12 protein-coding genes and 1 pseudogene are annotated in these 14,893 nt (G+C 70.5%); 9 read left to right on the forward strand and 4 right to left on the reverse strand.

From position 1 onward, the window contains the following. Positions 1–2: 2 nt before the first annotated feature. The gene (locus H577_RS0110710) at positions 3–1,028 is read left to right on the forward strand and encodes a glycerophosphodiester phosphodiesterase family protein (protein ID WP_029145945.1); all 1,026 of its coding nucleotides are present in this window, start codon (positions 3–5) and stop codon (positions 1,026–1,028) included. Here H577_RS0110710 and H577_RS0110715 read toward each other — a convergent pair. Then, positions 1,012–1,938, reverse strand: coding sequence for a hypothetical protein (locus H577_RS0110715; protein ID WP_029145946.1), 927 nt, complete (start codon positions 1,936–1,938; stop codon positions 1,012–1,014). The genes H577_RS0110710 and H577_RS0110715 overlap by 17 nt on opposite strands. 217 nt (positions 1,939–2,155) lie before the next feature. Between H577_RS0110715 and H577_RS0110720 the strand changes: the two genes are divergently transcribed. Further along, positions 2,156–5,275, forward strand: a complete 3,120-nt coding sequence (locus H577_RS0110720; RefSeq protein ID WP_029145947.1) for a S8 family peptidase — start codon at positions 2,156–2,158, stop codon at positions 5,273–5,275. An 82-nt stretch (positions 5,276–5,357) separates the two neighbouring features. On the opposite strand, the gene H577_RS0110725 is transcribed toward H577_RS0110720, so the two are convergent. After that, positions 5,358–5,711: a hypothetical protein gene (locus tag H577_RS0110725; RefSeq protein WP_245570384.1), complete on the reverse strand. Its 354-nt coding sequence runs from the start codon at positions 5,709–5,711 to the stop codon at positions 5,358–5,360. Positions 5,712–5,889: 178 nt separating this feature from the next. On the opposite strand from H577_RS0110725, the gene H577_RS0110730 reads away from it, so the two are divergent. Continuing rightward, on the forward strand, positions 5,890–6,867 hold the full coding sequence (locus H577_RS0110730; RefSeq protein WP_029145949.1) for a hypothetical protein: 978 nt from the start codon (positions 5,890–5,892) through the stop codon (positions 6,865–6,867). Positions 6,868–6,879: 12 nt separating this feature from the next. On the opposite strand, the gene H577_RS0110735 is transcribed toward H577_RS0110730, so the two are convergent. Further along, positions 6,880–7,311, reverse strand: a complete 432-nt coding sequence (locus H577_RS0110735; RefSeq protein WP_029145950.1) for a VOC family protein — start codon at positions 7,309–7,311, stop codon at positions 6,880–6,882. A 64-nt stretch (positions 7,312–7,375) separates the two neighbouring features. On the opposite strand from H577_RS0110735, the gene H577_RS0110740 reads away from it, so the two are divergent. The 4 genes from H577_RS0110740 to H577_RS16190 all read left to right on the forward strand — a co-directional run bounded on the left by H577_RS0110740 (position 7,376) and on the right by H577_RS16190 (position 13,185). Then, positions 7,376–9,793 carry an ATP-dependent helicase gene (locus tag H577_RS0110740; protein ID WP_029145951.1) on the forward strand — a complete coding sequence of 806 codons (2,418 nt, stop codon included), beginning with the start codon at positions 7,376–7,378 and terminating at the stop codon, positions 9,791–9,793. Between the two features lie 26 nt (positions 9,794–9,819). Beyond that, positions 9,820–11,172 (forward strand): SseB family protein, encoded by a 1,353-nt coding sequence (locus tag H577_RS16185; protein WP_051191961.1) that lies wholly within the window; start codon positions 9,820–9,822, stop codon positions 11,170–11,172. 511 nt (positions 11,173–11,683) lie between these two features. Next, positions 11,684–12,721, forward strand: coding sequence for a non-homologous end-joining DNA ligase (ligD, locus tag H577_RS0110750; RefSeq protein ID WP_029145952.1), 1,038 nt, complete (start codon positions 11,684–11,686; stop codon positions 12,719–12,721). Then, entirely contained in the window at positions 12,718–13,185 is a 468-nt protein-coding gene (locus H577_RS16190) for a nitroreductase family deazaflavin-dependent oxidoreductase (protein WP_051191962.1), read from the forward strand. The genes ligD and H577_RS16190 overlap by 4 nt, the downstream gene beginning before the upstream one ends. A gap of 95 nt (positions 13,186–13,280) precedes the next feature. Here the strand turns inward: H577_RS16190 and H577_RS0110760 are convergent, their stop codons facing one another. Continuing rightward, positions 13,281–13,610, reverse strand: a complete 330-nt coding sequence (locus H577_RS0110760; protein ID WP_029145953.1) for a hypothetical protein — start codon at positions 13,608–13,610, stop codon at positions 13,281–13,283. Positions 13,611–13,698: 88 nt separating this feature from the next. Here H577_RS0110760 and H577_RS17655 point away from each other — a divergent pair, with 88 nt between their 5' ends. Beyond that, on the forward strand, positions 13,699–14,415 hold the full coding sequence (locus tag H577_RS17655; protein ID WP_156876626.1) for a hypothetical protein: 717 nt from the start codon (positions 13,699–13,701) through the stop codon (positions 14,413–14,415). A 298-nt stretch (positions 14,416–14,713) separates the two neighbouring features. Beyond that, positions 14,714–14,893 (forward strand): annotated as a pseudogene (locus H577_RS0110770) (IS1380 family transposase); the annotation flags it as partial.

Below are 14,893 nucleotides of genomic sequence, written 5' to 3' on the forward strand. Positions count from 1 at the left end.
GCGTGCCGCCCGCATCCGTCCTCGTGATCGGTCATCGCGGCGCGCCCGGGTACCGCCCCGAGCACACGCGCTCGTCGTACGCGCTGGCGCTCGCGCAGGGGGTGGATGCCGTCGAGCCCGACGTCGTCGTGAGCGCCGACGGCGTGCTGGTGGTGCGTCACGAGAACGAGATCTCGGCGACCACCGATGTGGCATCCCGGCCCGAGTTCGCCGACCGGCGCCGCACCGCCGTGGTCGACGGGCACCGGGTGACCGGGTGGTTCGCCGAGGATTTCACCTGGGACGACTTGCGCACCCTGCGCTGTCGGGAGCGGTTGCCCGACCTGCGCCCCGGCAGTGCGGCGTTCGACGGTGACGAGGCGCCGCTGCGGCTGCGCGACGTTCTCGAGCTGGTGGCCGATGCCGCCGACGCCGCAGGCCGCTCGATCGGCGTGGTCCTCGAGATCAAGCACGCCACGTATTTCGCCGCGCTCGGGTGGGACCTCGCCTCCCTCGTCGCCGACGAGCTGGCCGCGGCCGGTTGGGCCGGCGGTGCGCGGCCGCTGGTGGTGGAGTCGTTCGAGCGGACCGTGCTTGGCCGACTGGCCCGCCTCGGAGTGGTGGCGGAGTATGTGTTCTTGCTCGAGGCATCCGGCCGCCCCTTCGACCTGGTCGCCGCCCACGGCGACGAAGCGCCCACCTACGCCTGGTTCGCCTCGCCGGCCGGGCAGGACGAGTTGGCCGGCACGGTCGACGGCATCAGCGTCGACAAGCGGATGCTGCTGGCCCCCGACCGGCTCGGCCGCGCGACCGGCCGCTCGTCGATCGTCGCCGACGCGCACGAGCGCGGGCTGCGCGTGTTCACCTGGACCTGCCGCCCCGAGAACGCGTTCCTGACCCGCTCGTTCCGCCGCGGCGACTCACCCGCCGGGTTCGGCGACTACGCGGGCGAGTGGGGGATGCTGCGGGATGCCGGCGTCGACGGCGTGTTCGTCGATCACCCCGATCTGGGCGTGCAGCGGTTTCGTCCGATCACGGCGCGTCGGTGAGCACCACGAGCTCATCGCCGTCGAGCGCGAACTGAACGGCGTGACCGCGTGGCACCACCTGTCGCAGCGGTGCCGGCAGCAGCGCCGTCACCGTGAACTGCACGGTGGGCCCGAACGGGCCCGCACCGCACCCGTAATAGATCGGGCCGGCGCCCATCCCCGATCCGCCGGTCAGGTTCGAGGTGGGGACGGCGATCAGGCACTCGGCGTCGTTGTTGCCGTCGCCGACGTCGGTGCGTGCGTGCGCGATGGTCATGCCGCGGTAGTGGTAACCGGCGTCCTTCTCGGTGCCGAATCCGATCTTCGACCAGTCGAAGTCGGGGTCCGGCAGAACCGAATCGATCTGCCGCCCCGGGCCGTGGTGCGAGAGGCTGCCGCCCAGAAAGCCCAGGCCGCCGGCCAGCGCGACCGCCGCGACGAGCGAGGCGGCCCACGCCCACGCGATCCGGTGCCGGCGCCAGGTGGTGGTGGATGCCGCGTGCCCGGCCGACTCCTCACCGTCGGCCGCACCGGCGACGCCGGCGGAGGTTGTAGCGGCCGCATCGGCATCGGGGGCGTCATCGTGCGGGGAGGTCGGCCGGGGCTCGGCATCGTGCCGGGAGGTCGGCTGGGCCTCGGCGTCGTGCGGGGAGGTCGGCTGGGCCTCGGCATCGTGCGGGGAGGTCGGCCGGGGCTCGGCGTCGTGCGGGACGATCGGCGCGGGCTCGGCGTCGTACGGGAGCGTCGGCGGCGGCCCGGCGTCGCGCGGGGGCGGCGGTGGCGGCTCGGCGTTGTGCGGACGGTCCGGGACCGATTGCGCCTCGAGCTCGCGCAGGCGACGCAGCGCCTCCGGGTCGTCGGCGATGTCGGCGTCGGGCCCGTAGGCGCGGGCGCGCAGCCTCGCCAGTTCGTCGCGGGCAGTGGCATCCATCGTCTGCATCGTCCCACACCGACGGGCCGGGGTGCCGCCCAGGCGCACCGGTCAGACGGCGCGGGTGCGCGGCAGCGTCCGTGAGACGCCTCTCATTCGCGGTGTCGGGCATTGACCGATGGTTCAGGTTCCTCATAGCGTGCTCTCTGGTGCCTTTCAGCCCTGCACAACGGGGCCGGCCCGGGCATCACTCAACGAAGAGAAGGCAGATCCTGCTGTGTACAAACGGATACTGGCCGCGGTCGGTGCACTCGCGCTGACCGTCCCGGCATCGGCCGCGATGGCCGCCAACAACCCCGATTCCGATCCCGGTGCGCGCTTCACCGCGGCGTCCCCGATCCAGGTGTCCTCGGGATTCACACCCGTCGGCGCCGACCCGTCGCGGCGCGTCGATGTGATCGTGCAGATGACCGGCGACCCCGTCGCGGTCGTGCAGGCCGACAAGGGCCGTGAGCTCACGAAGACCGAGCGGAACTCCATCAAGGGCAAGCTCAAGAAGGAGCAGGACGCCGTCACCGGCACGATCCGCGCCAAAGGCGGCACCGTCGAGGCGCAGATGCAGTCGGCCTACAACGGCATCCAGGTGAGCATCCCGGCGGCGCAGGTCGACGCGCTCGCCTCGCTGCCGGGCGTGCAGGCCGTGCACCCCACACCGATCCACCGGGTCGACAACACCGTGTCGGTGCCGTTCCTCGGCATCCCCCAGGTGTGGAAGAACACCGGATACACGGGCAAGAACGTCAAGATCGCCGTCATCGACACCGGCATCGACTACACCCACGCCGACTTCGGCGGCCCCGGCACCGTCGCCGCCTACGAGCAGGCGCACGCGGCCGAGGCTCAGCCCGCCAACCCGGCCTGGTTCGGCCCGAACGCTCCGCGTGTGAAGGGCGGCGTCGACCTGGTCGGCGACGCCTATGACGCGAACGACCCCGACTCGGTGCCCAAGCCCGACGACAACCCGCTGGACTGCCAGGGCCACGGCAGCCACGTCGCCGGCACCGCCGGCGGCAGCGGTGTGCTCGCCGACGGCTCGACCTACACCGGGCCCTACGACGACACCACCGAGTCGAACACCTTCAAGGTCGGACCGGGCGTCGCCCCGCAGGCCGACCTGTACGCGGTGCGCGTGTTCGGGTGCACCGGCAGCACGAACGTCGTCGTGCCGGCGATCGACTGGGCGGTCGACCACGGCATGGACGTGATCAACATGTCGCTCGGCTCGCCCTACGGCCGGCCGGGTGACCCCGATGCCGTCGCCGCCGCCAACGCGGTCGGCGCGGGCGTGGTGGTCATCGCGGCCGCCGGCAACGAGGGCCACAACCCGTACCTCGCCGGTTCGCCCAGCGTCGGCGGCGGCGTGGTCTCGGTGTCGGCCGTCGACAGTGCCGCCACATTGCCCGGCGCCAAGGTCGCGCTGCCCGGGGCGACCCTGGACGCGGTGAACATGAACAACGCCGACGTGTCGAACGTGCCGCCGCAGAAGGTCGTGTACCTCGAAGACGACCCCGCCACCGACGAGAACGAGGCGCTCGGCTGCAACAAGGACGACTACGTCAAGGCGGGCGTCACCGCCGGCGCCGGACAGCTCGCCGTCTCGCAGCGCGGCACCTGCGCCCTCGTGTTCAAGGGCCTGGCGGCGCAGGATGCGGGAGCGTCGAGTGCGCTCATCGTCAGCAACACCGACGACCTGCCGCCCTACGTCGGGCCGGTGGCCGCCGACCCGGGCAACGACATCCCCGAGGACCTCACGATCCCGCTGCTGGGTGTGGCACACGGTGACGATGCCGCGCTGAAGGCCGCGGTCGGGCAGTCCGCGACCATCACCCCCGGAACGGTACCGAACCCGACCTACCGGCACTACGCCGACTTCACCTCGGGCGGACCGCGCTCGGGTGACAGCGCCGTGGCCCCCGACGTCGCCGCGCCCGGCGTGGCGATCTCGTCGGTCGCCGTGGGCTCGGGCTCGGGTTCGGCCGTGCTCTCGGGCACCTCGATGGCCACCCCGCACGTCGCCGGCGTGGCGGCACTGGTCGTCCAGGCCCACCCGGGCTGGGATGCCGCCGACATCGCCTCGTTGCTGTCGACCACGGCCGACCCTGACAAGGTCGTCGGGCAAGACAACACGGTCGGCGGCGTCGGGCTCGTCGACGCGGCGGCCGCCGTGGGCGAGCAGGTCACCGCATCCGGCGACACGTTCCGCACCACGAGTGGGCGCCAGTCGCAGCCGACGGTGAGCTTCGGGTTCGACAGCTCGAGCCTCGGGTTCGTCAAGGTGCGTACGATCACGCTGCACAACCACGGCAAGAAGACCGTCACCTACACCGCATCGACCGCGGCTTCGGCCTCCAGCGCGAAGGCGAAGGTGTCGGTGTTCCCGTCGCGCGTCACGGTGCGGCCGGGCAAGTCCGCCACGGTCGTGGTGAGCCTGGCCGCGAAGGCGTCGGACGTGGGCTCGTCACTGGCCGACCAGTTCGGGTTCTCCCAGTTCTCGGGCGACGTCGTGTTCCACAGCCCGTCGTCGACGCTGCGGGTGCCGTACCTGCTGGTGCCCCGCAACGACGCCAACGTGCGCGTGACCCACGGGTCGGTCATCCCGAACAGCATCACCCGCAAGGGCGGCACCCAGAAGGTGACGCTGCGCAACCTGCTGGGCGGGCTGGATGCCTCGGCCGACTTCTACACGTGGGGGCTGAGTGACAAGTCCGACCTCGGCAAGAAGGTCGACGACCCCGGTGTCGACCTGCGCGCCGCCGGCGTGCAGTCAGCACCCACCGATGACGGTGACACGATGCTGGTGTTCGCGGTGAACACGTACAAGCGGTGGTCGAACCCGGCGTCGGCGGAGTTCGACGTGCTGATCGACACGAACCGTGACGGCACCACCGACAAGGTCGTGTTCGCCGCCGACAACGGTCTGGTCACCACCGGGTACGCCGACGGCCAGTCGGCGGTGTTCGTCACCGACAACGCCACCGGCAAGACCGTCGGGCCGTACTTCATGGCGCAGGCGCCCACCGACAGCAGCACGATCCTGCTGCCGATGTACGCCAGTGTGCTGGGCGTGGACGGCGCGTTCAGCTACACCGTCGAGGCCGCGTCGATCGTCGACAACTCGATCAGCGACGAGTTCTCGTCGTCGGCGGTCTACGACCCGTCGGCGCCGGCGATCTCGAACGGCCAGTACGGCGTCGTGCCGAAGAAGGGCTCCGCGGTCAGCTTCGACGTGACCATCGACAAGGAGCAGGTGACCAAGCAGAAGCCGCTGGGAACGATGATCGTCGTTCCCGACAACCGTGCCGGCACGGATGAGGCGCTGCTGATCCCGGCGAAGTGATCGATCCCGGCGCTGCCGGGCAGATCAGACGAGGGCGGTCCGCTGCGGCGGGCCGCCCTCGGTCGTGCGGCGGCGGCGTGCGTCAGGGGGTGGATGCCGGGTGGCCCGACGGGTCGCACAGCAACGGGCTGTCGGTGGTGCCGAACCGGTAGTCGTAGGTCGTGCCGGCGACCGAGACCACCACGCGCATCCCCTCGACGACGGCCTGGGTGTAGCTCCTCCCCGGAGCAGGGCAGCCCAGTGCGCCGTTGTTCCAGGTGACCTGTTCGCTCGAGACCAGCTCGGGCGTGGCGGCGACCCCGCGTGCGGCCAGGTCGTCGCGGATCGCCTTCCAGCGGGCATCCGGCACCTCGACCGGTGTGCCGGACGGCGTCTGCGGCGTCGGCGTCATCGAGGTGAACGGCGGGCGCGAAGTCCCCTCCGACGGCGTGTTCATCTGGCCTCCCGCGCACCCGGTGAGGCACAGCAGGAGCAGCCCCGCCGCTCCGGCAGCGATCCGTGCCGACATGTCCGTACCCCCTCGCGCCCCCAGGATAAGCCGCCGGACCGGGCCTGCGACAGACCGGGGCCGAACCGCGCACAGCATGTCGCGGGCGGGCCGGTAGCATCGATCCATGACGACGGCGGGCAGGCGAGGCATCCTCGCCGTCGCCCTCGCGGTGCTGCTGCTGGCGTTCGGCGCGGTCGCCGCGATCCTCGTCGGCGGGGCGGTCGCCACGCATGCGCTGGTGGCGCCGGCCGACGGCGAGCCGAGCGCGGCATCCGACCCGCTCATGGCGTGGCTGGCCCGGGTGCTGCTGGCGTTGGCGGTGGCCTGGCTGCTGATCGGCATCGTTGCGACGCGCACCAGCCTGGTGCGACGACCCGGTGCGGCGGCCGCCCGCGCCTCATGGCTGGCGGCGACCAGACCGTGGCGTGCCCGCGAGTCGACGCTCGGGATGCTGGCGCTCGACCGCTGGCTGCTGTTGTTCGTTCCCGTGGCACTGCTGGTGGCCACCCGCGCCGTGCAGTCGTCGCTGGGCGGCTGGTTGCGGCTCGTCGTGGTGGTCTGCGCCTGGGCGGTCTTCGCACTCGTGCTGCGCGTCGTCGTCGGCGTGCACTCGCCGTGGCCGGTGATCGCCGCGGTCGGCGGAGTCGTCGTGCTGCGGTGCGTGCTCACCCTGGCGGTGCTGGCCGTCAATGGCCCGGGCGGGTACTGGTACGCGTTCTGGGAGTACCCCGCCGCCCGCGGGACGTACATCACGGTGGCGTCGGCGTTGTTCCTCTGGCTGTTCGTCGCGGCGGCCTGGTCGTTGTTCGCGCAGCTGGGAGCCGCGCGGGGGATCGGCGCCGTGCTCTGCGCGAGCGGCGTCGCACTGGCCGTACCGGCGTGGGTGGTCTCGGCCGTCGGCCTGGAGCGCACGCTCGCCGTCTGGGACGAGCGGGCGGGCCTGCTGCCATGGGGACTGTCACGCCTGGTCGCAGCGGCGCTGCGCATGCACCTGCCCGAGGGTCTGGTGTGGTGGGGCGTCGGCATCGGCGCGGCGATGGCCGTCGCCGGCGCGCTGCTGGCCCTGCGCGGCTCCGGTTCGGCGGACTCGCCCGCGCGATAGGCGGCGGCATCCTCACACCAGTCCCGCCGCCCGCATCAGCTCCACGCCCAGCGGGCCGGGGTTGTACGCGACCTCCCAGCGGAACCCGTCGGGATCGGCGAAGTACCCGGAATACCCGCCCCATTCCCGCTGCCGCGCGGGCCGGATGAGCTGTGCGCCCGCGGCCACCGCATCCCGCATCACCCGGTCGACTCCGTCGGCGTCGGGCATGTTGTGCGCCAGGGTGAGCGGCGGGATGCCGCCGCCGTCGCCGAGCGGACCCACCTCGGCTTCGAACCCGGCGCGGCTCCACAGCGACAGCACCACGGTCGGCGCGACCCGGAAGAACATCACCTCGCCGGGCACCTCGAACGCGGGTTCCCAGCCGAGCCCGTCGACGTAGAAGCGGCGTGACGCGGCCAGGTCGGCGACCGCGAGCGTGATCAAGGTGACACGAGCATCCATGCCGGGCACGCTACCGCGACCCGCCGACAGCGGTGTCGTCGCCCGCGCCTAGACTCGAAGGGCCATGAGCGACGCATCCACCCCCCTCATCGTCGGCGGCGGCCCCAGCGGCGCGCGCGCCGACGACGACCTGCTCGCCGGCCTCAATGCGCAACAGCGCGAAGCCGTGGTCTACCGCGGGCCGGCGCTGCTCATCGTCGCCGGTGCCGGCTCGGGCAAGACCCGGGTGCTGACCCATCGCATCGCGTCGCTGCTGCGCAACAAAGAGGCCTGGCCGAGCCAGATCCTGGCGATCACGTTCACCAACAAGGCCGCCGGTGAGATGCGCGAACGCGTGCAACAGCTGGTCGGCCGGCACGCGCAGGGCATGTGGATCTCGACCTTCCACTCCGCCTGCGTGCGCATCCTGCGTCGCGAGGCCGAACAGTTCGGGTTCACCACCTCGTTCACGATCTACGACTCCGGCGATTCGCGGGCGCTCATCAAGCGCCTGGTCAAAGAGCATGAAGCGGATGCCTTCGGCCTGACCCCGGCGGCGGTGCAGAGCCGCATCTCCAAGGTCAAGAACGAACTGCTCGACGCCGAAGCGTACGCGCGGCAGGCGAACATGTCCGACCCCGCCGAACGCAAGTTCGTCGAGGTGTTCGGCGACTACCAGCGGGCGCTGCAGAGGGCGAACGCCTTCGACTTCGACGACCTGATCGCCCAGACGGTGTACCTGTTCCGTGCGTTCCCGCACGTCGCCGACGTGTACCGGCGGCGGTTCCGGCACATCCTCGTCGACGAGTACCAAGACACCAACCACGCCCAGTACGCCCTCATCCACGAGCTCACCCGGCCGGTTGTGGGCCGGGCCGCGGAGCCGTATGCCGCCGGCGGCATGATGATCTTCGAACCCGAGCATGCGCCCGAGGTCGAGCCGGCATCGCTGACCGTCGTCGGCGACTCCGACCAGTCCATCTACGCGTTCCGCGGTGCCGACATCCGCAACATCACCGAGTTCGAACGCGACTATCCCGGCGCGAAGGTCGTGCTGCTCGAGCAGAACTACCGGTCCACGCAGAACATCCTCAGCGCCGCGAACGCGGTGATCAGCCACAACTTCGACCGCAAAGACAAGCGGCTGTGGACGGATGTCGGCGCCGGCGAGAAGATCGTCGGCTACACCGGCTACTCGCAGCACGACGAGGCGCAGTTCGTCGCCGACGAGATCGACTCGCTCCGCCGTGGCGGCGTGCCGTACGGGCAGATGGCGGTGTTCTACCGCACCAATTCGCAGTCCCGTGCGCTGGAAGAGATCTTCATCCGCGCCGCGATTCCGTACAAGATCATGGGCGGCACCCGGTTCTACGAGCGTGCCGAGATCAAAGACGCGCTGGCCTACCTCACCGCGGTGGCCAACCCCGCCGACGAGATGGCGCTGCGCCGCATCATCAACAAGCCCAAGCGGGGCATCGGCGACGTCACCGTCGAGACCATCGCCCGGTATGCGGCGTCCGAGTCCATCACCTTCCGCGACGCGCTCGCCAATTCGTCGGCGCTGGGGCTCGGACCCAAGCTGCAGAAGGCGGTGGCCCACCTGGACGCGGTGCTGGCCGAGGCATCCGCGCTCATGCTGCCGGCCTCGGGCGAGGTCGCGCCCCCCAGCGCGGTCGCCGACGGGCTCGCGCTGCTGCTGGGCAAGAGCGGCTACCGCGACGCATTGCAGCTCAGCCGCGACCCGCAGGACGAGGCGCGACTGGAGAACATCGACGAACTGGTGGCCGTGGCCCGCGAGTTCGCCCGCAACAACCCCGCGGGCACCGTGCTGGACTTCCTCACTGAGGTCGCGCTGGTCTCGGACGCCGACGACCTCGACGACGCGTCGGGCACGGTGTCGCTGATGACGCTGCACACGGCGAAGGGCCTCGAGTACGACGCCGTGTTCATCACCGGGGTCGAAGAAGACCTCATCCCGCACCGCATCTCGGCGGGCGAGCCCGGGGGGCCGGCCGAGGAGCGGCGGCTGTTCTACGTGGGCGTGACGCGCGCCCGGCAGCGGCTGTACCTGACCCTCGCGATGACGCGGGCGCAGTTCGGTGAGATCTCGGTGGCGATGCCCAGCCGGTTCTTGCAAGAGATCCCCGCCGACCTGGTGGACTGGCGGCAGTCGCCGGGCGACGTGAACTCGCGGGGCGGCACGCAGTCGCGGGCGCTCAATGCGCGCCGCCCGGGCGGATGGGGCCGGCGCAGCGACGAGCCGCCGGCGCTGAAGCCGAAGGCGACTGCGATGGAGAAGTTCCCGAACCGCATCCCGGCGCGGGTGCGCGACAACGGCGACATGGAGCTGGCGTCGGGCGACCGCATCCGCCACGAGGACTTCGGCGAGGGCATCGTCGACGCCGTCACCGGCGAGGGGGCGAAGCGCGTCGCGCACGTGCGGTTCGACACCGCCGGAGCCAAGAAGCTTCTCATCAAGATCGCCCCCATCGAGAAGGTGTGACCGGCCGGCCGGGTTAGGCTGGCCCAATGGCACTTTTCTCTCGCGGCCCGAAGGCGAACGACTCCGAGGCGCACGTCGACGACGACACCGCCGGTGAGGCGACGACGGATGCCGCGGCCGGCGCCAGCGCAGCCGACGAGGTCGCCGGGGGTTCTGCTGCGGGTGTCGCGGACGCGGCGGGTTCCGCTGTGGGTGCCGAGGGCGTCGCTGGCGCGTCGGGTTCCGCTGCGGGTGCCGAGGGCTCGGGTGCTGAGGGCGCCGGCGATGCCGATGCCGAGGGCTCGGATGCACGGGCCACGATCGCGGGCGACACGGTGACGGATGCCGCAGCCGTGGCATCCACCCCCGCCACCGAGAACGCGGCCGAAGGGGCGGCCGGCGCGGTCGATGGGCCCGCAGCGGCCGATGCGCCCGGTGACACGGTGCCCCAGGTCGGCATCTCGACGACCTCGTACGGCGGGTTCGGAGCCGACACCACCGCCGAGGCGTTGCCTTCCGAGCCGGCCGCGGCGGCCGAGCCGACCGGCGAGGCCCCGCCGCCGCACGAGTCGTTGCCCGGCCTGCCCGACAACGTCGTGCTTCGCGCCGCGCTCGCCGCGCTGGGCGCCGACCCCGAGCCCACCGAGATCCTCAACGTCGCCCGCCAACTGCTGCAGGGCACTGTGTACCTGCGCGTGAAGGGCAACGCCCAAGAGCTGATGGCCGCCGGCGGAGAACTGCCGCTGGCGATCGCCACCCGCGACGAGGGTCAGTTCGTCATGCTGTACAGCAGCGGTGACGCCCTGGCCGATGCCGTGCGGGCGGACGGCGACACCGAGACCTCGGCGATGGGCCAGGCCGCCCCGGCCGTGCTGCAGTACGTGCTGCAGGGCGACTTCGCCGGCGTCATGGTCGATCACGCGTCGGCTCCGGCCGCCGTCGTGCTGCCCCGCGCGCTCATCGAGCGCATGTTCTCGGAGATGGATCCGCAGCTGACCCTGAAGCGGCTGGTCACCGGGCCGCGCACCGCCGAGACGGCCGCCGAGATCGCCACCGCGATGACGACCGCGCCGCTGTGGATCGCCGTGAACCGCGCGTCCGAAGACGACGAGTGGGGGGTCGCCGAGTCGCACACCGAGGCAGGGGAGCGCATCCTGCCCGTGTTCTCGCACCCGCTCGAAGTGGTCGCGCTCGGCCGCAACGACCGACCGGCGCCGTTCGCCCCCGCCCAGCTCGGCCATGCGCTGCGCGGCGACACCGGCATCGACGGCGTCGTGCTCGACCCGGCGGGGCCCTGGATCCGGCTGAGCCGCGAAGACCTCGCTCCGGTCATGGCGCTGCCCGACCCCGCCCCCGCCGAGCAGATCGCCGACGAAGACCAGGTCGCCGACGACGAGTAGGTCGTCGACGACGAGTAGGTCGTGACTGTGCCCGGGTGCGCGCTCCCGGTCGCATGACTGCGCCTGGTTGCGGCGACTGCGCCTGTTCGCGGCATCCCATTCACACGACCGCGCCATTTCGCGGCGACTGCGCCCTCGATTCGCGGCGCAGTGGCCGATTCATGGCGCAGTCGTGTGAACCCTGCTCACGGAGCCGCTCATGACCCGGCCCGGGACGCGCTGACTCCGCCCGCGGGCCCCGGTCACATGACTGCGCCTGTGTGCGGCATCCCCGTCACACGACCGCGCCTGTTCGCGGCGACTGCGCCATCGATTCGCGGCGCAGTCGCCGATTCGTGGCGCAGTCGTGTGAACCCCGCTCGGGGAACCGCTTACAACCCCACCCGCGGACCCCACCCGCGGACCCCACCCGCGGACCCCACCCGCGGACTCCGCCCGCGCGCCCCGGTCTGGGGACCCGCGTCCGCGCAAGGGGTTCCGCGGTGTCGCAGGTGCTGGATAGCCTGACCGGATGGCATCCGAACGGATCACCCTGACCGTCCCCGGCCCGCACGGCGACCGCGAGGTCGGGCTGTCCAGCCCGAGCCGTGTCGTCTGGCCCGTTCCGGGCATCACCAAGCGCGAGCTCGCCGAGTACCTCATCGCGGTGGCCGGGCCGTTCCTGGCCGCCAACGGCGACCGTCCGGTGTCGCTGCAGCGCTTCCCCGACGGCATCGACGGCGAGAGCTTCTTCTCGAAGAACCCGCCCAAGGGCGCGCCCGACTACGTCGAGGCGGTCACCGTCACCTACAACAGCGGGCGCAGGCATCCCCAACTCGTCATCACCGAGATCGCGGCGGCGGTGTGGGCAGCGCAGATGAACACCGTCGTCTTCCACCCCTGGGCGTCGCTCGCGTCCGACACCGATCATCCGGTCGAGCTGCGCATCGACCTCGATCCGCAGCCGGGCACCGACTTCGCCGATGCGGTCGCCGTGGCGCCGGCGCTGCGCGACGTGCTGGGTGAAGCGGGGTTGGATGCCTGGATCAAGACCAGCGGCAGCCGTGGACTGCACGTGTTCTGCCCGATTGAGCCGACGCACGAGTTCCTCGACGTGCGGCACGCGGTGATCGCCGCCGGCCGGGAGCTCGCGCGCCGACTGCCCGACAAGGTCACGATGGACTGGTGGAAGGAGGAGCGCGGCGCGCGCATCTTCGTCGACTTCAACCAGGCCAACCGCGATCGCACCATGGCCGGCGCGTACAGTCCGCGCGCGCTGCCGGGGGCGACGGTGTCGACCCCGATCACCTGGGAGGAACTGGCATCCGTCGACCCGGACGCGTTCACCGTGCGCACGATCCCGCAGCGCCTCACCGAGGTCGGCGACCCGTGGCGGGACTTCGCAGCGAAACCCGGGCAGATCGACACGCTGCTGGAGTGGTGGCAACGCGACCTCGATGACGGACTCGGCGAGCTGCCCTTCCCGCCCGAGTTCCCGAAGATGCCCGGCGAGCCGCCGCGGGTGCAGCCGAGCCGGGCGCGCAAGCCCGATTCCGAGGGGGCAACGTGACGAGCCGCATCGACAGCCTGATTGAGACGCTGCTGCGCACGCCGTGGCTGGTGCGCGCCCCGATCGCGCTGTACCGGGCCGGGCTCGGCTGGATCTTCGGCACGCGCCTGGTCATGATCGAGCATCTCGGCCGGGTCTCGCACGAGCCGCGGTACGTGGTGGTCGAGGTCGTCGAACGCGACCGCAATCGCATCGTCGTGGCATCCGGCTTCGGCAGCACGGCGCAGTGGTACCGCAATCTCCGAGCCAACGGCGTCGCGTACCTGAGCACGGGTCGCGCGCGTCGGGTGCGTGCCGACGTCCGCCTGCTCGACCGGGACGAGTCCGCCGCCGACCTGAAACGGTATGCGGCCGAGCATCCGCTCGCCTGGAAACACCTCAAGGGGGCGATGGATGCCGCGGTCGGTGGCGACGCGGTCGTCCTGCTCGTCGAGTTCGCCCCGCCGCGTGAGCGGGAAGACTGACCCCCTGGCCCGTCATGCTCCCGCTCGCCCCGGTGCCCGCGAAGGTGGTGGCGCAAATTCCCGACGCTCCGCCTGGCCAACACCGCCGACAGCCCTCAGGACAGTGAGATGGCAAGCCCCACGATGGTCCACGGCAGGGAGTACAACCCGAGGATCAAGGCTGCGATGAACACGACCAGGCCTGTCATCAGACCTCTCTTCCGGCGCAGCCGGATCGCACGTCGGCGTGCAAAGAGCGCGACGACCGCGGCGGCAGCCGCGAAGACCAGAGCGAGCAGCGCCCACAATTCAAAGGGCGCCGTGATCAGTACGGCCAGCGAGCAGGCGATGAGGGCGACAGAGCCCCACGTCAGCCAAACGACGGCGTTGTCCGTACGGTCTTCGCTCTGCGTTATTACCGGTGATTCATGAGACTCTGAAGGCATGATCGTATGCTACCGTTACCGAACGGTCTCAAGGGGAGCGGCCGGCTATTTATCCAAGGATGCACGGCTATGTCAACGATGCAAGAGAATGAGAGAACTGGTGACCAAATCATGGATCAAGCACGTCTTCACGCTGGCGATTTCGGCGGCACTCTTGGTACCGCTCTCTGCAGCTACAGCCGCGAACGCCGACGAGGGCAGGACTAGCTCCGCGTATAGCGAGATCTATCAGTGGTACGTCGACCACGGGGTTGAGAATGACGTCGCCGCGCAACTCGCCGAGAACATCCTCGACGGGAATATGCCACTGTCTTCCCGATCAGACGCAATGCCGGTGTCTGAAGATCGGTACCGGGACGGGGGCTGGGTCGTAACCGTTCGGCACTTCGCCGATGGGTCACTGACGGAGTCTCGGTTGGAGGAGCCGGCACCGCCGGTGTCTGGTGGTGTTCGGCCGATGACCGTTGGATCGTGCGAAGGCACTTCGTCTGGCACGAACTATATCAACTACTCCAACTGCCGTGTCGAGGAGAAGACTGCGTATCTGGTTCTGTCCTTCCGGGCCGACTACACGCGCGCCTACGGCGTGGGCGTGATCGATGCTGTCCGACAGCCCTATTCGTATTCTGTTGGAGGGACGGCCGCGACACCCTCGCTGTCCATCACGAAGTCGGCCTCCAACTCATCCGGCCCCGCGACCGCTGTCGGAAGGACGGTCTTTAAGACTCTGTACTCGTCCGCGACAGTCAGCATCAAGCTGAGCGTCAATGGAACATCCGCGAAGACCAGTCGGTCTGGATTCTGAGAGGGAAGAACTATGCGAATCAAAATTCGCGCGGCCGCGGCCGCGGTCGCGGTCGCACTCGTGCTGGCTCTAGGTGGTGGCACTCAAGTTGCCATCGCGGACTCGTCACCAGAGCCTCCCGACTGGGCGTCCACCGTGAGCTGGCTGCAGTCTCAGCCCTGATCCACCGGTTGGGTTGGCTTGTGTAGAGCGTGCCGGTAAGTGAAATGCCCTTCTGGTCTGGGAAAATATTGAGTGCTGAAGTCAACGTTTCCGAGAACAGAGGGGCATCTCTTAAGTGAAAGCATCTCATGGTCTGGTGCCGGTGTTCGATGACGGCAACCTCGTGTCGCATGCGGGTCTGGTTCCGGTGCTCGCGCTGGCGGAGAAGGCGGGCCTGACCGGTCTGGTCGAGGCGTGTTCGACGCTTCCGGCGGCGAACGTGGCGGTGAAGGTCCGCACGATCCTTGGCGGGATGCTCGCGGGGGCGGACAGCATC

The sequence above is a fragment of the Microbacterium luticocti DSM 19459 genome (genome assembly GCF_000422405.1).
In the GTDB taxonomy this organism is placed as follows: domain Bacteria; phylum Actinomycetota; class Actinomycetes; order Actinomycetales; family Microbacteriaceae; genus Microbacterium; species Microbacterium luticocti.